General features: G+C 40.5%; 14 protein-coding genes and 3 pseudogenes. 8 read left to right on the top strand and 9 right to left on the bottom strand.

Features of this window, described 5'->3' with window-relative positions:
* Positions 1–176: 176 nt before the first annotated feature.
* Both AAF463_RS24965 and AAF463_RS24960 read left to right on the top strand, forming a co-directional pair.
* Positions 177–791 carry a winged helix-turn-helix domain-containing protein gene (locus tag AAF463_RS24965; RefSeq protein ID WP_350262597.1) on the top strand — a complete coding sequence of 205 codons (615 nt, stop codon included), beginning with the start codon at positions 177–179 and terminating at the stop codon, positions 789–791.
* A gap of 362 nt (positions 792–1,153) precedes the next feature.
* On the top strand, positions 1,154–1,366 hold the full coding sequence (locus AAF463_RS24960) for a phage filamentation protein Fil family protein (RefSeq protein ID WP_350262596.1): 213 nt from the start codon (positions 1,154–1,156) through the stop codon (positions 1,364–1,366).
* A 78-nt stretch (positions 1,367–1,444) separates the two neighbouring features.
* Here the strand turns inward: AAF463_RS24960 and AAF463_RS24955 are convergent, their stop codons facing one another.
* Positions 1,445–1,687 carry a phosphopantetheine-binding protein gene (locus tag AAF463_RS24955; protein WP_350262595.1) on the bottom strand — a complete coding sequence of 81 codons (243 nt, stop codon included), beginning with the start codon at positions 1,685–1,687 and terminating at the stop codon, positions 1,445–1,447.
* A gap of 2,471 nt (positions 1,688–4,158) precedes the next feature.
* On the opposite strand from AAF463_RS24955, the pseudogene AAF463_RS24950 reads away from it, so the two are divergent.
* Positions 4,159–5,281: pseudogene (locus AAF463_RS24950) on the top strand (IS3 family transposase).
* Positions 5,282–5,742: 461 nt separating this feature from the next.
* Here AAF463_RS24950 and AAF463_RS24945 read toward each other — a convergent pair.
* The 6 genes from AAF463_RS24945 to AAF463_RS24920 all read right to left on the bottom strand — a co-directional run bounded on the left by AAF463_RS24945 (position 5,743) and on the right by AAF463_RS24920 (position 8,726).
* Positions 5,743–6,021, bottom strand: coding sequence for a hypothetical protein (locus AAF463_RS24945; protein WP_350262594.1), 279 nt, complete (start codon positions 6,019–6,021; stop codon positions 5,743–5,745).
* A gap of 260 nt (positions 6,022–6,281) precedes the next feature.
* A complete protein-coding gene (locus AAF463_RS24940; protein ID WP_350262593.1) occupies positions 6,282–6,749 on the bottom strand; it encodes a lysis protein in 468 nt (155 codons plus the stop codon).
* An 11-nt stretch (positions 6,750–6,760) separates the two neighbouring features.
* Entirely contained in the window at positions 6,761–7,390 is a 630-nt protein-coding gene (locus tag AAF463_RS24935) for a glycoside hydrolase family 19 protein (protein ID WP_350262592.1), read from the bottom strand.
* Positions 7,391–7,426: 36 nt separating this feature from the next.
* Complete coding sequence (locus AAF463_RS24930; RefSeq protein WP_350262591.1) at positions 7,427–7,672, bottom strand: phage holin family protein; 246 nt, start codon at positions 7,670–7,672, stop codon at positions 7,427–7,429.
* Between the two features lie 22 nt (positions 7,673–7,694).
* Complete coding sequence (locus AAF463_RS24925; RefSeq protein ID WP_350262590.1) at positions 7,695–8,075, bottom strand: putative holin; 381 nt, start codon at positions 8,073–8,075, stop codon at positions 7,695–7,697.
* 237 nt (positions 8,076–8,312) lie between these two features.
* The gene (locus AAF463_RS24920) at positions 8,313–8,726 is read right to left on the bottom strand and encodes an antiterminator Q family protein (RefSeq protein ID WP_350262589.1); all 414 of its coding nucleotides are present in this window, start codon (positions 8,724–8,726) and stop codon (positions 8,313–8,315) included.
* A gap of 824 nt (positions 8,727–9,550) precedes the next feature.
* Between AAF463_RS24920 and AAF463_RS24915 the strand changes: the two genes are divergently transcribed.
* The 4 genes and pseudogenes from AAF463_RS24915 to AAF463_RS24900 all read left to right on the top strand — a co-directional run.
* A complete protein-coding gene (locus AAF463_RS24915) occupies positions 9,551–10,270 on the top strand; it encodes a S24 family peptidase (protein WP_350262588.1) in 720 nt (239 codons plus the stop codon).
* 1,089 nt (positions 10,271–11,359) lie between these two features.
* Positions 11,360–11,926 (top strand): phage antirepressor N-terminal domain-containing protein, encoded by a 567-nt coding sequence (locus tag AAF463_RS24910; RefSeq protein WP_350262587.1) that lies wholly within the window; start codon positions 11,360–11,362, stop codon positions 11,924–11,926.
* Positions 11,927–12,460: 534 nt separating this feature from the next.
* Entirely contained in the window at positions 12,461–12,814 is a 354-nt protein-coding gene (locus AAF463_RS24905; protein ID WP_350262586.1) for a hypothetical protein, read from the top strand.
* Between the two features lie 348 nt (positions 12,815–13,162).
* A pseudogene (locus AAF463_RS24900) lies at positions 13,163–13,568 on the top strand (integrase core domain-containing protein); the annotation flags it as partial.
* Positions 13,569–14,121: 553 nt separating this feature from the next.
* Here the strand turns inward: AAF463_RS24900 and AAF463_RS24895 are convergent.
* On the bottom strand, positions 14,122–14,922 hold the full coding sequence (locus tag AAF463_RS24895) for a hypothetical protein (RefSeq protein WP_350262585.1): 801 nt from the start codon (positions 14,920–14,922) through the stop codon (positions 14,122–14,124).
* Positions 14,923–15,677: 755 nt separating this feature from the next.
* On the opposite strand from AAF463_RS24895, the pseudogene AAF463_RS24890 reads away from it, so the two are divergent.
* Positions 15,678–16,309: pseudogene (locus tag AAF463_RS24890) on the top strand (transposase); the annotation flags it as partial.
* A gap of 318 nt (positions 16,310–16,627) precedes the next feature.
* On the opposite strand, the gene AAF463_RS24885 reads toward AAF463_RS24890, so the two are convergent.
* On the bottom strand, positions 16,628–16,861 hold the full coding sequence (locus AAF463_RS24885) for an acyl carrier protein (RefSeq protein WP_350262584.1): 234 nt from the start codon (positions 16,859–16,861) through the stop codon (positions 16,628–16,630).
* Positions 16,862–18,109: the final 1,248 nt, after the last annotated feature.

Here is an 18,109-nt window from a genome sequence, read left to right as displayed (position 1 = left end):
CTGCGCCTTCTCGCAGCCGCATCAGACGGTGAGCTGACGTGATCAGAGCAAAAAAGGGAGGAATGATAAAATAACAACTTAACGCATCAACAAACATCATGATTCACTTAAGAATGACTTGATATTACAAATCTCAGATTTATAGTGTGGTTCTTAATGTTTTGTAGGGGTCCTACATGTACCTGATAGACAAAAAAGTATATTTTACTTATTCAACTGGCAAACTATCTAACTTAGATGACGAGATCATTTTAGGTGAACATGCGCGCGAGTGTCTGATGTTACTAATTGAGAAAAAAGGAGAAATTGTGTCCAAAGCGACTATCGTTAGTCGAGTATGGAATGCAAAAGGGATCGTAGTATCAGATAACGCCGTTCGTCAGACAATGCACATACTCCGTCGCTCACTGCTTCACTTCACTGAAGGCTCACAAGTAATTACTACTGTTCCAAGAAATGGTTATTTAATTAACAATGTCGCAGAAGTACCTGATGACGATACAACGCTCAGCAATTACCGGGTAAAAAATGATATTTTTACCCGGGCAAGTTCAGCATTAGTATTTGCACGTGTTAACAGCTTTCTTCCAGGGATTAAAGGAATAACCTATTCGTTTCTGACAGCATCACTTCTTTTTATAGCGCATGAATTTTTTCATCCTGTTAACACGGCTGAACCGCTAATTCAGGAGCATTCATCATCTATTGATAAAATGGAGTTTTCCTCCGGAAAGGAATCATCAATATTACAAGAAGAAACCTTTCAGGACAAGCCTGACCATGTGTATTAAATGTGTCGCATTAAAACATGCATATCTGTGCCGTAAGGAAACTCTATAATAGCTTTTATCACTTACCAAAATCTTATCGTAAAAACTAGTTAAGACTTTAGATTTATTTAACTCTTTGTTGATTCTTCTTTAATAAAACCAGGGAATATTTAACTCAGTTAATGAGTTTTACGCATTTTGAGCTTCAAGACTCAAAACAGGCCAGTGTAGCACATAGCTTTATTCTTAAAACATTTCTCAAGCATTTCATTCTATACAAAACAATGATAAAACAAACCTACAAAACCATTATCTAGTTTACAAAACTGATTATCTTATCTTTCAACGAGAATCAAGTTGCGTTTTTATTACGGAGATAAAAAATGGTAGAGCAGTATCCGCCCCTTTCTTCATATTTAAAAAATCATCAAAAAATTACGCACAGGCATCATAGCCGTGGATGGATTGAATCACCAACAGGCATATTTTTCAAACCGCCGCTAACAAAGAAAGATAAAATGTCGCCGTTAAAAAAATGGTCACTGCCAAAAAAAATACTTGAGAAAATATCAAAAAATTTAATAAATAAGTTATAAACTATTAGCTATAATTGATAATTAGCAAAAAATCTCTTACTTAAGCTCATGTGCCGATCTGGCGAAATTTCTCAAAGCTTACACTCTGGAGCCGCTTAAACCGATAAAATCAACAATATCGTTAATGCTCCGCATGTCATCAAGGTCACTTTCATTTATTTCAATGCTGAATTCTTCTTCCAGCAAGCACATCATTTCTGTTAGATTCATTGAATCCATTTGTAAGTCGTGTATCAGAAGCGTTTCACCTGTTATTAAAATGTCTTTAACACATGTGCACTTCGACACTATCTCTGTAACGCTGGAATGTATGTTGGACATGCTCTCCCCTGACTCAGGCCATGAATAGGTAAATCAGATACTGCAACAGGTGCCGAAAAAAGGCTTTAATTCAATAAGTTATGAATGTAGATTCATTTTAACAAACATTACCCAAACTATCCTGATAAAAAGATAATGAAGTACCAAATGAAAAAATCAGCGAGCTATTCCTTCTTAGCACCTAAGACTTAATCCTTCTTCATCCTTTCTGTAAATTAAAACCACCCAACGCCTCACGTCGTAAGATTCATCAATTGCTTTACTTATAGCTATCAAATCTTTTTTTCAGGTTTTTATAGCGTAACTTTCAAATCAATGATTCCCTATTCCACAAATGCGTTCTGAATGTTGAAAGAAATTACGGATATTACATTTGTTGCACCCCCTTAAACTACTCAGGAATGATCATGGTAGACTGTATAAAGTGGCATTAACAAATAACACTCGTCTAGCGTGTGTAGTTTTCTTACGTAGTTTATTTCATTTTATAAAAGCCATTAAATGTTTAATACATAATTGCATAAAAAACCGCTTTAGGGCATGCCCATTTTATGGCATGTGATATGCTTTTTTAAAATGACTTCTTAACGACCATACTCATTTAATAAATTATTACCAAAGTTAACGAAATGATATTCTGCTTCCCCTGCCCTTGGAACGACAAAAATCCAGATGTGTATATAAGATTTCGCATGCGAAATCCTGCTACCAGTTTGTACAACACATGAGCCCGGACGACTATTTAAGGAATTTCTAGCACTGCATGGCACTATCATCAATCCTGCCAGAATAGCTAATGAAATAGTACGTGATACTGGTTCTCCTTAGTGAAGATTGATCCAACAATATGTAAGATAGACAGCAACGCTCTAAGTCTTTACCACTATACATACACCGGATAATCGGGCCCGAAGTTTGCTTGAATATTAACATCTCCAAGATTACGTCTTATACCTGTTAATACACTAACAGCAAGATGAATACTACAGGACTGCGACATGCATCAGCCCTGTGAAGATGTCTTGACCAGAAGAAACAGACTTCTGATTTATGCTTTGATAAATGCCTGTCGCAGGATGTACTGACGAAAATAAACGGGGTCTGGAATGCCTGCTCGAATAGTTCAGAGAAATTAGCGAAACCCATTTGCACCATAGTTTTGAAAAAATAAGTCCTTATGACATGGGAGCGTTGTAGCAAAATTATAAACGCATTCACCGTCTTACTCCCGTGGAGCGGGCTGGCGCTACCATTCAAACGTCCACGTAGCTACGCGCTGAACGAAGCGCAAGACTTTGGAATGCAGACCTGACTTCGCAGGATTTTTATAGCTACGACGACTATGACAATCGACTGCTATGCCCGCTGATGATTAATGACCTTTACGCTCATTAACAGTCTGGGAACTGCATGGGTCAGAACAGCGGTATGCAGAAGTGCATCAGATGTAGATAGTGGTAATGAATTTGCAGGAACCTGCTGGACATTGGGGATATGAGCTTAAAAATACGAATCATCTTCTCACTGCTGGTATACACATTAATGATACCAGGCATCGCTCAACCAACGCCCACCTGCGAATGCCCCCTAAACGAGACTGGACAAGTCGTCGAAGCCTCTCCGTAACCAAATAAGAGTCTGCAGCTTATGCTGAAAATATATAATCCATTTTTGACTGGAGTTTATTTTCTGATGCCCCGACAACCCTGATATTTTTCGTAGGTAAAAATCATAGTAAAAATAAGCCAGCATCTTATTAAACATGGACCTGATCCCCAGACAAAGCAGTTTTCTCCAAAGCCTGATATTTACCGGCTTTTCACCTTCTGAACAGACTAAGGGTCAAGCAATTTTCTCAACGATTGCATCGGTATCTTTCCTTCTCGATTAGAAGAACAAGAATCAAAAGACTGTCACTTTTTAACGAATTTTTAAAAAAGCATTTTACGTATGATTTGACCGTTTTTGATCATTTTCCAGTTAAAACCTTATGGAAAGTAATAACGCTGACTACTCAAATGTAACAGGCATATAAAAGTATTGAAACTAAACAATCAATTCGAGACTAGTTTATGATTAACGTCTCAAGTGCACCTAAGCACATATCAGCAATAATAGACATTTGCTTTATATAAGCCAACAGATTATCAAAGCTCAGTCTTTTGTAAAATGAAATTATATATATTCAAACGCAGGTGATGTAACTAATACTTCTGGCTATCCTGTTACCGACGTATGCTTAAGCTGGTTGCTTTAAACATCCTCACGATATTTGTTTTCTGTCCATCATTTCTTTGCTCTCTTTGATGAGTCTACTGGTCCATGCACTGTTGTACTCTCTATTGGGATGAATAATTTTTTTTAAGCATTATCCAGCGCTGATAGAAGCTTGTGCTTATCTGACCTGCTCCCCGTTGATTAATACACCGCGATGTTAGTAATGTCTTCATAAGTCACATGAGGACGTCCCCATGAAGAAGCGATTTTCCGACGAACAGATCATCAGTATTCTCCGCGAGGCAGAAGCCGGGGTTTCGGCCCGGGAACTCTGCCGCAAGCATGCTATTTCAGACGCCACCTTCTACACCTGGCGCAAGAAGTTTGGCGGCATGGAAGTCCCCGAAGTGAAGCGGCTCAAGTCACTTGAAGAGGAGAATGCCCGCCTCAAGAAGCTGCTCGCTGAAGCCATGCTGGATAAGGAGGCGCTTCAGGTGGCTCTGGGCCGAAAGTTCTGACGACAGACCATAAGCGGGAAGCCGTGGAAGTCATGTGTGAGGCCGCAGGTCTGTCGCAACGTCGTGCCTGCAGGCTGGCAGGCTTGCCCCTGTCGACCTGCCGTTATTCGGCTCAGCGTCCGGCTGCTGACGCGCTGCTGTCCCTACGCATTACAGAGCTGGCACTTAAACGCCGCCGCTTTGGCTACCGGCGCATCTGGCAGTTACTGCGCCGGGAGGGCCTTCACGTCAACCACAAGCGGGTATACCGCATCTATCATCTCAACGGCCTGGGTGTAAAGCGCAGGCGACGCCGCAAGGGGCTGGCGACTGAGCGGCTTCCGCTTCTTCGTCCGGATGCGCCGAACCTGACATGGTCAATGGATTTTGTCATGGATGCTCTTGCCAGCGGCCGCCGGGTTAAGTGTCTGACCTGCGTGGATGATTTCACGAAGGAGTGTCTGACGATCACCACGGCATTCGGGATTACAGGCGTTCAGGTGACGCGCATTCTGGACAGCATTGCGCTGTTTCGTGGCTATCCTGCAACGATAAGAACCGATCAGGGTCCGGAGTTTACCTGCCGTGCGCTGGATCAATGGGCCTTTGAACATGGTGTTAAGTTGCGCTTAATCCAGCCAGGCAAGCCAACGCAGAACGGATTTATTGAGAGCTTCAATGGCCGCTTTCGGGATAAATGTCTGAATGAACACTGGTTCAGCGATATTCTTCATGCCCGGGAAATCATTAATGACTGGCGGCAGGATTATAACGAGTGTCGACCACATATTCATCTCTGGATTACCAGACGCCAGCTGAATTTGCAGCAGGCTGGCGAAACGGGAAATATGAAGAAAAACCAACCGACATTACTAACTGAAGGTTGTATCTAATCCTAGGGGCAGGTCATATCGTCCTCAGCATTTTCATATTACTTATAATTGTCATTTCTCGAGCTCGGATCTCTATTTTAGATATAATGATAAAATAGTGAATTAGGGCAGAATCCAGTTTATAACAGCGTATCAAAGATAAGCCTCCTGCTTAGATGCAGTATTGATTATTTTTGGGTTTGAAAATTGAAACTCTTTTAATCAACAAAAGTTTTTTACTATTGAGCCTTACGCTTGAAAATTATTCGTTTTAACACTGCATCCATTATATTATTAACTTGCCTTATCATAGATATGCATCATTGGCACGAAATAATTGGACTAAATTCTAAATGTAATCCGAAGTGAAATAAGAACTATTATAATACATTGCAGGATTTTGCTGTAAATTGCCTCGTTATCTAATTACACCGGAACCAGTTTTGCAGCACAGGTATAAAGACCCTTTTTACTGGTATTGAATGGTAACTAATTTAACGTTTTCGAAATTTCTGATAAGCACCTTTCCTACACCAAAAGGCAATGTTTCAAAGGATTTATTAAGAAAAATTTTTTTAGTCTGAATGACGCCTTTTCTGTAACAGCTTGCAGTAAAGACTCCATTTTTTTGTGAAACCTTACAGGGTGACTCAATAATACTTCCACTGAATTTTATGATCCCCTGTGAAGCCATTGTAGAATTAGTTAAAACAAAGAGCGCCAGACTTGCGAGTATTTTTGTTTTCATAGAACTTCCCTGGTGGTTTTTAATTTAATAGTGAAGCTAAAATTTTTATGACACGATCTCCACTCACTTTTACATTAAATACATACGTTGATAATGCGGTGACTGGGAATAGGCAGTTGATTTTTGAGGTTTGTTAACCAACTTTGTGAATATTAATATTTGCACAAAGAAAGTAACGCCTTATCAAAAAAATAAGCACTACTCATTTCAAAAACTTTCACCCTCCTCTTATCCGCAAAGTTGAGCTTCAGAATGCAAAATCAATATGCGCATTGTTCAGCGATGTATTGCTGCAGCCCCAATATCATTTTCTCGCTTAAAACTATTCTTTCTCTGAGGGTGAAATAATTTCGTTCAAGGGCGTGGTTAAATCGGGTGGTGCAAGCATCATCCATGCCGGCGGAGGTGGTGGTACTCGCACATTTTGTACTGAGTTGCAACCTGCGCCTGCCAGCAATAACATCAGATTCAAGTTCATTAATAGCTTTTTTAGCATTGTCTAATTCCATACTGTACTTCTTATCTAAATCTGCCACGGATTGCTGGCGTGCTTTCATATCATCCACTTTCCCTTGTAAGGTAACGACAAGTGATTCTGCATGATAAGCTCTTTGCTGGTAGGTTTTCACTTTACCCTGTAAATTGTTAAGATTGAACACTAACCATAAAATAATCGTAATTAATGTGGGTAAAACTAAAAATTTCCCTGATAATAAAATCTTGAACATATCTACCATTTTTATAAGCAATTAATGCCTAATGCTTTACAAGCCATATTAAATCTTTTTTTTCTGTCTTCGAGACCTGCTTTCGCTGGCCCATTTATTTTTTCTGTCGTCCTGACCAGGTCTCCACATGTTGAATTACAACTTTTTGAATCCCAGTACCATGCTGCCGATCGGGCAGCTAATGTATCGGATTCTAGAAGTTCAGGTTCTTTCAATAAATTCTTTCTCAATGCGATTCCGCATTGTTCATAGTTGTATTTTCCTGTTATCTGAATTAGTCCTCTTCCCCTGTAAACCCATCCGTCCCCAGGATTTGTATTACCCAGTCGACCTCCATAGGCGCGATCTGCAATCTCCCTGAGCCTGGCTGGGTGCTCTTCGTTCCGTCCCAGTGACCAGGCTACTTCTTCAGGAAATCGTTGTTTACCGAAAATAGTCTGCAACCCTGATGGCGAATAATTCAGGTTTTCTGAAAGTCGTTTAAATCCCAATGATTCATGCCCCACCTGAGCGATGAACATCGCCTGAGACAGTGCAGATTGTATTTTAAACTCATCCATAGCAGCCATTATTGCGTGATACCAGCGATCCGTATCACCTCCTGATAACCCCGTTACGTCAGCAAAAAGTCGCTTATCCATAGTTCCATTCTCTTACTTTAAAACCTGCACTCTATTTCATGTTGCCAGCTTGGCTATATTGCCTTTCACCTTCCATATAACTGTACAAATAAAAACATTGAGCACTACCTCAGAAAGTTCGGCAGGCTCTAATGCTGATCGAGCAGACATTAATACAAGCAAATAGGCCAACAGTGAATATCCTAAATGAAAATTACCTCTTTTCTGAAAAAAAAGAATCCGCAAGCAAATCAGTCCGCATATAATTGTATTTAGATACTCTACACCTTGTTGATAACTCATCATCCGTCCTATGTGAAGTTAGCTAAATTATATCGGGATAGTTCCTCACCACTTTTACTATTCTTAAAAGTACAGTCACACAAACGGCGGATGCTACTAACGCACCAGTTTCACGAGGAACTCTTATTATCTGTTCAAGGCCGAGTTTAAATAACATCATATTCAGCAGCCCACTTAATAGTTCGGAAATGAACTCAGAGCTAAAGATCCCACCCACGAAAGAAATTAATGCAAACGCAGCTTGCTTCCATACCTTAAGATTATCCCGGCTTATAACAAATAAAGCTGCGCCGGCCAACGCACATAGCATCTCCGCATGGCTTGACTGTGATAGGCAGTCAGCTAACACTTCATTTATTGCAGTACGGTTTAAGCTGGTTACAACATTGAGTGACTGATCCATCGTGATCTCCACAGTCTAAAGTAATCCGCAGTTTTGTTTGTTTCATAATACATACCTCGAGCAGAATAGCTTAATTTCATTTCAATAAAGTTATGGGTCAGAATACATCGCTTCAAGAATTGTTGTGATCAAACAGATCTTCCTGTATCAGCAACAACTCTTCATTACACCTGATATTTAAATTCCAGATTACGATTAAAAAAAACTATTTCTATCAAGGTAATCGTGTTTTTGTCATTACACAACTTTTTTTACTTTATTTTTTTCTTTGGGCTCATTACTGCATTGCTGGTCCATTTCAAGCCTTATATTAAGAGCATGCAGACATCCATCAATCCATCCCTCTGCTGTCTGAATACGCACTGAAACATGATTGTGTGATATTCCAAGTTTGGACGCCATTTCTCTCAACGTCATATGTTTTATATAATGCCACTCAATAAGTGTACAAAGATATTCATCATATTTGCTTAAACGAATCATCGCTTCATTTATAAATAACCCGTCATTGTCAGAACAGGATGCAAGATGTCGCCGTCTGGCTGGTAGCAATCTTGAAAACCCTGCCGCTATCCGTGGATAACCCAAATTAGATTCGCCACAACTAACCCATACACCCCAGCGTTCCAGTATAAGTTGTATGTCGCGCATATTGTTCACCTTCAGTTTGTTAACGGGCAAGTATAAATATGTTATAAGGACCTGTATTGAACTTATACCTATCTATTTGAATGCGTTTTCTTTAACCATTGGTTATCTGTATTAAAGTGCCTGAGATAAACCTTGGTCTACGTCCTCAGACAGACAATTTCTTTCCAGCAATTAATCAGATTTTGCACGATACAAAAATCATATTTTCAGACTCTTCCATCAAATATGATTTGAATGCAATCAGATTGTGATTATAACAACCTTGGGACCGCGACATTTTTTCAAATAATTTTGGCAGAGATGTGGAGTGTCTCTATTGTTCATTGTGCTCACAGTGTTTACCTCTTTAATTAAATCCTCATGTCAAGAGGCTGAGGTTGTATTGCTCATGAATGCTTTAGCGACCTTATTTATTTTTTCCTGTAAAGTGCTGTAGCACAGGAGTCTTCGTTCCCAAGCTGGATTCATATGATCCGTGATGTTTGAGTTTTTGCTGCGCGTAACACTATCAATATAGCTCGATGATGCTTCGGGATATTTTTAACATAAAGTATCACCTTTGGATTAATTAGTTTTGATTTCAAATGAGTTGTAGCGGCAGAAGCCTTGTCTCTCTTACCATCTATCATCTGATGTAAAACATGACTAATTACCTTAAAGTTTTGGTGCCTGGGCGTTGCACTTTACTGTTTGAGTTTTGTTTCAGACATATAGAAAGTAATCAGTCTACGCTCCTCTTTGTCAGGGCTTCGCATGTCATCCATTGAGGTGAACTACAAGTTCATGCTATAACGGAACCTACAGTACTTACAAGTAGGAAAAAAATGGAAATCGAAAATCATGACGAGGTTACCCGTAAGGTATTTTCACAAAGGTTAACGTTAGCTTGTGATAATGCGGGGATTAAAATACAGGGCAGACAGGCCCAGATAGCCTCTGCATTGAAAGTTTCACCCAGGGCGGTAAGCAAATGGTTTAACGCTGAATCCATACCACGTCGTATCAAATTGCTAAAACTCGCTGGTTATGTTGGTGCGGATTTAAACTGGTTACTGGGTGCTGATGATAAGAATATGTCAAACACTGGTTTGCCTGAGTTCCGCACGCCAGAATGTTGTCGGGTAGAAATACTCGATGTAGCGCCCCTTAGTGGCGCTAAGATGGTCCCTACACCTCATGTTGACGCAGGTATTCGCGCTCTGGAATTTACACCTGAACATGCGGAAATTCTTTTCGGTAAACATGAACCTAAGGCAGTCAGGTTTTTGATTGTCAACGGCGATGGTATGTCTCCTACATTAGATACTGGCGATCTTGTTTATCTTGATACGCGAATCACTCAGTTCACCACTGATGGCATTTATGCTTTCTTCTTTGCGGACACGTTGCATATCAAACGCCTTCAAATGAAAAAAGACAGGTTACTGGTACTATCTGATAACCCCCTATACCGGGAATGGTATATTGATAATGATGACGTAACGCTCTTTACCCCCCTTGGAAAAGTCATCCTCAAGCAGCGTATTGACATCACACGTTTATAGGATGGCTCCAATAAAGAGTTCAGACCAAAATGTCACCTGACTGGCGTCTATCCCTATCCCGGAAGTTTGCGTTTTGGCTATGTTACGCAATTACATCCCAGACTAACCCTGCATGATTTCACGTTTGTCAGTAAGTTTTTCGGCTTAATATGATTTATCAGCAGGCAGATCGTATTTGCCATGAAGAAGATTGAGACACGTCTGTAACGGGTCTCATACATAAAACTGGTTTCAGGTGCCCCGGTTTAAATCTGCAAAAAATTATGCCAGGAGGAGAATCATCGTCTAAAGAAGCCGGTTGCCAATCCAGGCTATGTCCCCCCTGCGAAACTACGTCCCCGCAGTAAAGAGCTGCAGTGTGCATCATCGGGGTATGTCCCATCGACTCATCAGACATTTATCAATCTCGCCAGTTCTGCAACCTTTAAATATCGATTCAATACAGGCTTAGGATGAAACTCACAAAATTGACAGTGGTTCAGTTTCTGAATATCCCTCGCTCTGGGCGAGGATTCAAGACTATCTGACTTAAGTGGCGGAAGGTGTCATCGTCGATCATAAGACACTCATGGTACTTGCATACCCTTGCTGAGAAGTCTGCAGCGTTTTACAGCAACAGGCCCGGGAACAAATGTTGCAGGCAGTATAGCGAGACTCTGTCCTCAAACAGTCAAACTGAACTATCACTTTTTAAAAAGCAGACTGGGGCAGAATACCCATATTAGATATTTTTACCGTGATTTAAACATCTTTTTGTAATGACGTTCTATTTTGTGGGATTGATCATTTTTATATCCTTACTTACAACGCTAGCATCGTTGTAAAGCTAAACGCTGCTGGCGAGTCGATACCACTGAGCATTATTTCAGCAGCGTGACTTATTAAGTGATAAGAATTGGAGGCAATTTCATGCACCTTACTTTGGTGTTTATATTGCGCATAACCGGAAGCAAATATGTTTTTCCAGGTTTGCGTTCTTCATCGCGACTTAGAGAGAGTATCTCGGGCATGGGTCTTCTGGCCCTTTTACTTGATTTATATGGCAGATCTCATAAAAGTCAGGCTTTGCGATACAAAAGGAAATGACACATGAAGAATCGTTTAATCACAATCCCATTTGCGCATGATTCAATGATTGCCACGACCATCAGAAGAAGACCTTATGTGGCTATAAAACCGATATGCGAAGCAGCTGGGCTGGATTGGCCCTATCAGCGTAAACGCATCCTCCGTGATGACATTCTCAGTGAGGACATTGTTATAACAACAGTAATGACTCCACAAGGTCAAAAAAAAATGTTATTTCTTCCCCTCGAACAGTTAAATGGCTGGTTACTCAGGGTAAATGTTAAGCGAGTTAAACCAGAATTACGAGACACATTGCATATCTATAAACGTAAATGCCATCATGTTTTGTTCATGCATTTTTTTGGTAAAACCGTCAGAGAACGTAAACGTGTTGAAAAAAAACAAAAGTATAATCTGAACCTGCTTTCTGAGCATTTTAATGTCATCCAACATACCTGGACTACACAGATTCAACCCGTGCTTAATAAACTTGAATCTCCTGTTTCAGACAGATTACATGACAGATTTAATGAGTGTTCAGCTCTGCTATCAATGCTTGACCGAAAAACCCTGAGAAGTAAAAAATAGTAATGATAATTTTGTGGAATTATCCCCTTATCTATAGAAGGATGAGGCACTGGACATAAACGGGGATCGCAGGAGGTTATATTTCTGATGACGACGGAAGACACCGGGTCCCCCTTCACATTACGCTGTAAAATATATAAGTCATTAACACTGAAATGCATATTAACCACCCCTCCGGGGCTACCGATGTCAAGGTACTCATTGTGTGCGACCACGTTTGTACCATGCGTTACTAACTGTTATAAGTGTCCTTAATGGTTCTCACAGCAACACGCATACCCAGGCCCTGCTGTCCGTTAAACGTCCTGCGCACGCTCGCATACTCGCATAAAATTACAGAAATCAGTTCATTTTCGACCTAATTCGCATGCTAGTTATATGTTTGCACCGGTTATATCGCATCACATTTCCGCTAATGTATTTGACGCACTACCTGTAGTGTTTAATAGTTAAGCATGTGCATTTTTATTGTTGAATTAATGTCCAACTTGCTGATTTTCTTATTTCTAATATTCTATTGTGAGGAACCGGAAAATGAATGAGCTGCAAAGTCTGAATGGCATCAATCTTATTTATCTGATTAGCTATGATTTCAAGGATGCATCTTCAGCGCATCAGCGAATCAATGATGCCTTCATGTCTGATGGATTTATGCGTGATGCAAAACTCGATGACAATTCTCTGCCACGAAATTTTTACGCCAGCAGAAAAACCATCATGTATAACCCACTTAAAAGCACACCTGAAGACGCCATAAAACAGGAATCTCAGCGATTCCATAACTGGGTTATAGACCTTATGGAAATGGATGCTACTTCCAGCCATGCAAGGCTATTCACTTCTGTTTCTGATGAAATGAATACCGGCGTCCATCTCTTACTGCGTTAATTATTTATAAAAATAATTAACTCGTTTTGAATCGTGAGTTTGCGACATAAAAAATGAAGATACTCGACCATCTACATAATGGTAATGCTGAGAAACAGATGTGACAATGGGTCAGGACGTTCGTTATTCATATGAGGCAAATACGCTCTGATATCTCAATGCTGTTTTTAACAATGTCGGCGAAATCGTCTAATGGTGCTAATATACTTAAGATGTATTCATTTCTTAACATTTAATCAGTACCATCTGTCCCTTCAAAACTCTGCGATAGAGGCTTTTGACAATATAGAGCACATTATCAGGCCCGTAAGACAAGTTCAGGCATGCCCATTTGCATGTAAATGCATTTTGATCTGGTCGATGGATTTTATAATTGATACAGGGGTTCGGAACCAAATCAAGTTCCTGACACTGTGGATCATTTCGCTATCACTACTGCTTTCGGAACTACATCCGTAGTGGTAACACGCGTTATGGACTTCATTGCGCTGTTTCGTAGCTATCCTGCGACGATAAAACCGCTTAGAGCCAGAATTGACTTCCCGAACGCTCAGTCAATGCGCCTTAAAGCATGGTATTGAGTTGCGCTTAATCCAGACGGGGAAGTCAACACAGAACGGATTTATTGAGTGCTTGGGGCGTGCCCTGAATGAGCACAGATTTAGCGATTTTCCGCATGCCTGGATAAATTATTCATGGCTGACGGCATGACTATAACGAGTTTAGACCTCATTCATCGCTGAATTACCACACCATCTTAATTTACAGTATGATGGATAAATTGAAAGATAGTCGTATCACAATCTCCGGCGAGGTGTCACTGAACTTTATAAAATGCAGCAGGCCGTAACGTATTATTCGGTACGCACAGCCGAAAGATAACCTCAGAAAAAGCTTATGTTTAATTAAGTGCGGTGTTTATCCTTCCAACTCACTGTGCGGTAAAAAGCAAATTTCTCATTCAATAAGGCACTTATATCGCCACTTCCTCCATTTATTTACGGACGTATTAATATATATAGGCCTTACTTGCTTACCCATAATGATACAATTATAAAGGTTTAAAAGATGCCACTTAAATTCAGTATTAACATTGAATTTAAGTGTTAAATCATGCTTTTTACTGCGCCTGAACCTCTAACCTTCGGCCTATATATAAACTCTAGCGAAAAGAAATTCACCCTCAGCCCCTGAATTACCTTAGTCTGTCAGGCGGCCAACCTTTTCGGTGAAATATAGAGAAATCCCTCACGAACGAATGCTATAATATGAAATTAGAATATTCATCAGTAAGCCCAGGGGATTCGTCATTTTGAAAAATATTTCTCATCTATTATACCTACACCACATTCATCATACTCCTCTTTAGAGATCCATGTCTGCTTGAAAATTCCCAGGGAAATTAATATACTTCCACCTCTCCAGCTACGATACATTATTTCATTACTTTCTTTAGGGCCAATATTCACCGGTACCCCCAGCGCTGAGGTAAGTTTCTCGCTGAGTAATTTTTCACAACCCGCAGGTAGCGGAGTGTTGTTGTCCAGCCTCCCGGCCATCACGATATTGCCAGACAGCACTTCATGCAGGCTCTTTTCGCATGAATCCATGCACTGTTTTACTGCTTCGCATATACTGTCTGCCTGGTATAAAACATCATTGTTGTTAACCGCGTCTTTTCCGGTATAGTGCCCATGTTTTACCACTCCTCCGGTTAAATTACCTTCGTAATACGCGCTGACCTCAATTATATCTTGTTCAACGTAAATCGTGACTCCTGTTTCTCTTTGGGATGAATAAAGCGCAAGCAGGGGAGCAGACGCTATATATACCTCGGGTGCATGAAACTTATTAAATAAAACTGAGCATAAACTATACAGATTTTCTCTTATGAAATCCTTACCGGATGTAATAAGCAATATAGAATGCTCACTCGGATCGATGCGCAGCTCCCCATGTGCAATTTTTGCAAATGTACTTTCAAAATCTGTTATCAGATGGCTTAAGTTTACATCTGATCGAGGAGCATCATCTCCGGCGAATCCTGACTTAACCCATCCGCCTGATATATCAATAACTAACCCCTGAACCTCTCCTTCACTTGACATAATAACCTCTTAGTGTTGATGAGTAGAATTAATAGCCCTTATCCGGAGAATAATGTCTCCTGAAAGCATCGAATTTAACTGTATTAATACTGTTATTGATTCACCCGTCTATGCAGACGGCATCATCCACAGCGAACGTGTTGACATCAAGCACGCTGGGGATAATGAGCTTTACAGCTCATACTTACATTTTATAAACCTAACAGAATAGATTTCCAGGGCTCCGGGCAAGACATGAAGCAAGCCATGGTCAAGCCACTGGCTAAATAAAATATATATGCTACGGGTTGTAGCTTTGACAGCACAGCTTGGCCTGATGTGTTTGTTTACTATCGTCATCGCGCCCTGGCATTCCTACCAAACACAATCTCAGGCGCTTAATCCATATACTGGAGGACAGCTCTAGATACCTGTACCGCCTGCCACGCAAACACCGTTATACTGTGGCGAAAAACAGGCCGCTGTTGAATATCACCTCATTCATGGATGCTGCATATCGTTTACCTGCACAGCGCTTGACTCCCCCCTGTTTCCACACTTCTAAGTAAAACAAATATCAAAAAGGGGTCTCAGGTCGCAAAAAAAAAGAGATGTATAATGGTGCGACTGGCCGGAACCCACCCTGGAAGGTTTTATGCAGCAAGTGCACGGTATGGTCATCTCATCAAACTGAATCGCCACGGATAATCCAGACATTTTGTAGCCGTTAATAATACTGGTTTTCATGTTCTGTGGGTGACATATGATCGCGAGAACCTGCTGCCGGTCTTGTGTGACGCAGGGCAGCACCATCGTTGCGAATTCGTTATCCGTATAAAGATGAAAATATGGTCGCCAACTGCAAAGCGCTGGACGAATGCAGCGCAAAAAATCCGGTATTTTACGAAGACGAAGTGGATATCCACCTCAATCTCAAAATCGGTGCAGACTGACGGTTGCGGCTACACCATAAACGCGTGGTAACACCGAGTAGAATGAAAAATATTATCTGGCCGGAGCACTGCACAGTGGAACGGGCAAAGAAAGTTCATCGTTACTTATTAGTCTGTTAAAGCATCTTAAAGCTACATATTGACGGGCAAAAACCATCACGCTTATCGTAGATAATTACACCATCCACAAAAGCCATGAAACCCAGCGCTGGCTGTAAGAACACAAAGATAGGGTAATTTTTCAGGCGGTTTACTCGGCATGAGTGAACCACGACAAGCGATCATGGCAGGCACTTCACGACACGATAACGCGTAATCACCAATGTCGTCCAGTGTGGCAGTTACTGAAAAAGGTTCATCAAATTATGAAAAACGTCAGTCCATTCCCTGAAAGAAAACATGACTGGCAAAAGTGTAGCGGTATCAGGCGCAGCTATTTAGTATTTAACCTTTGAAAATGAATTCACAATTTTAATCTTAAAAGATTTCGTTGGAGTTAATTCTTCGTATCATTGAAAAATGATCAATGCATTTAAATCAGGATTGTCGCTCTGATTAAATTCCTACTCATGTAATACAGAAAAAAGTAGTTAATCATAATTTAAAAAACCTGCGGAATTACTAGCCGTTTTTACTTTGTATGCAGCATTGCCGCTTCAGCTTTAAAATAAAGCCTGCACATCATGCGCTACCAAAAAATATTAAAGTAAGAAACACACAGCCAACTTAAATCATTATAAAGAGAGCCTACTTTGGCTGCCTAGTATTTTTTATTATAATCTCTCTGCATAATCAACCAACTCCTTTACAGTTTGTATATTCCCTAAAGCTGTTACGGGTCGACTTTTGATTGACATAACCTTCTCAATTCGGAAAATTAATTTCATGATTTTAATTTCATTTAATTTAAGATCTGTTCTTAATGAAGCACTATCAATACATTGTTCAAGAGTATATCCATGTTCGTCACAAATAATTTTCTTAACCTGTTCTTTTGCGTTATTCATTGATTCTTCCTTCGTATATAATCTGCATATATTTATAGCGTAAAAAAATCACTTCCATGCATTTTTTAATATTTTCGCAACCAATTTATGCAAACCATAGAAATTTACAAACAATAATTTTTGCTTCCAGTTAGCTTATATACGCCGTACTTCCTCGTATATCCCTTTCTCACATCACCTACATAAGATTCGCTCCCTGTCGCAAAACCTGATTATCAAATAAAGAAGCTTCCAGTCATTCAGCTCCAGCAGCTTACTATTTAATTAGCACATCATTTACATGTGCCTGCACATATGCTCATTTTCAGGTCGTAGAGAAGCTGGTTCAGTAAATAGTATGTATATTCTGCTGTCATTTTTTTTCGGCTATCAGACTATGAAACTATTCAGTCGTTGTTGTTCCCTTTATCAGTACTTTCCAATGCCGGAGCATACAGACTACACCCTTTATAGAGCCTAAAGGGGACGACAAAATCCCGTGGTGGCGGAATATCCTGTCTTAATGCAAGCGATTCAGCCCCAGCTTTGAGTGGCGCGAAGTCTTAATCCCCGAAATTTTCCACATCACTTGTAAATAGCGGCCGCCAGTATAGTGAATGCATAAAAAAATATCTGACCGTTGATACCTGCCCTATTTACGGGTCTGATTCGCATTGTCCCTGTGCAGACGAGCAGCATGGGCCACGGTCATGCCGGGCTTCATAGGTTTTAATAACTGCAATTTTAACTACGAAGAACGAAGTCTGCGACGTTCAGGGCTGGATAATACGTACTCCTATTAGCCTCGTGACGGGTCTGAAACATAGCGTTAAGTCTGATTCAGATTTTCAGAGGGTCAACGTGTTAGGTGTTTAACACTGCCAGTGAAATTTTGCACCGTTGACGAAATTAATTAAGCAATCGTTTGTCCTCCCATACTCCAGCCTGTGAGTCGGCGCAGATTCTCGTCAGGGTTAACTGATATCCTGAATATCGCCGGAATATTCTAGCAATATATAACGTACTATCCATGCCCTTTTTATTGCTTTAAACGCCATCATGAAGCTGTCTTCGCGTTCTGCCATTATCGTTTATACCGTGTCGGACACCCTGACCATCTCAGTGAAGTTAAAAAATTGTAAGTAATTCTGAGATGTATGCTGTACAGGCGTAAGCAGTCAGCGTTGATAACGCATTTGTATCCCGGAAGTGCGCTGCAGGAACAGACCGCACGAATACGGCGTTCAGGCTTCACATCGTGACAAACCT

It is taken from the genome of Pantoea sp. BJ2 (genome assembly GCF_040255075.1).
Taxonomy (GTDB): Bacteria; Pseudomonadota; Gammaproteobacteria; order Enterobacterales; family Enterobacteriaceae; genus Pantoea; species Pantoea leporis.
The sequence above is the reverse complement of the archived record's forward strand: the minus strand, read 5'-3'. Positions and strand labels throughout refer to the sequence as shown.

Excerpts from the sequence above, each read along its gene's own strand:
- AAF463_RS24895 (WP_350262585.1), bottom strand. The coding sequence starts at position 14,922 with ATGTCAAGTGAAGGAGAGGTTCAGGGGTTAGTTATTGATATATCAGGC.
- AAF463_RS24930 (WP_350262591.1), bottom strand. The coding sequence starts at position 7,672 with ATGAGTTATCAACAAGGTGTAGAGTATCTAAATACAATTATATGCGGA.
- AAF463_RS24920 (WP_350262589.1), bottom strand. The coding sequence starts at position 8,726 with ATGCGCGACATACAACTTATACTGGAACGCTGGGGTGTATGGGTTAGT.
- AAF463_RS24885 (WP_350262584.1), bottom strand. The coding sequence starts at position 16,861 with ATGAATAACGCAAAAGAACAGGTTAAGAAAATTATTTGTGACGAACAT.
- AAF463_RS24960 (WP_350262596.1), top strand. The coding sequence starts at position 1,154 with ATGGTAGAGCAGTATCCGCCCCTTTCTTCATATTTAAAAAATCATCAA.
- AAF463_RS24965 (WP_350262597.1), top strand. The coding sequence starts at position 177 with ATGTACCTGATAGACAAAAAAGTATATTTTACTTATTCAACTGGCAAA.
- AAF463_RS24915 (WP_350262588.1), top strand. The coding sequence starts at position 9,551 with ATGGAAATCGAAAATCATGACGAGGTTACCCGTAAGGTATTTTCACAA.
- AAF463_RS24945 (WP_350262594.1), bottom strand. The coding sequence starts at position 6,021 with ATGAAAACAAAAATACTCGCAAGTCTGGCGCTCTTTGTTTTAACTAAT.
- AAF463_RS24910 (WP_350262587.1), top strand. The coding sequence starts at position 11,360 with ATGAAGAATCGTTTAATCACAATCCCATTTGCGCATGATTCAATGATT.
- AAF463_RS24905 (WP_350262586.1), top strand. The coding sequence starts at position 12,461 with ATGAATGAGCTGCAAAGTCTGAATGGCATCAATCTTATTTATCTGATT.
- AAF463_RS24940 (WP_350262593.1), bottom strand. The coding sequence starts at position 6,749 with ATGTTCAAGATTTTATTATCAGGGAAATTTTTAGTTTTACCCACATTA.
- AAF463_RS24935 (WP_350262592.1), bottom strand. The coding sequence starts at position 7,390 with ATGGATAAGCGACTTTTTGCTGACGTAACGGGGTTATCAGGAGGTGAT.
- AAF463_RS24955 (WP_350262595.1), bottom strand. The coding sequence starts at position 1,687 with ATGTCCAACATACATTCCAGCGTTACAGAGATAGTGTCGAAGTGCACA.
- AAF463_RS24925 (WP_350262590.1), bottom strand. The coding sequence starts at position 8,075 with ATGGATCAGTCACTCAATGTTGTAACCAGCTTAAACCGTACTGCAATA.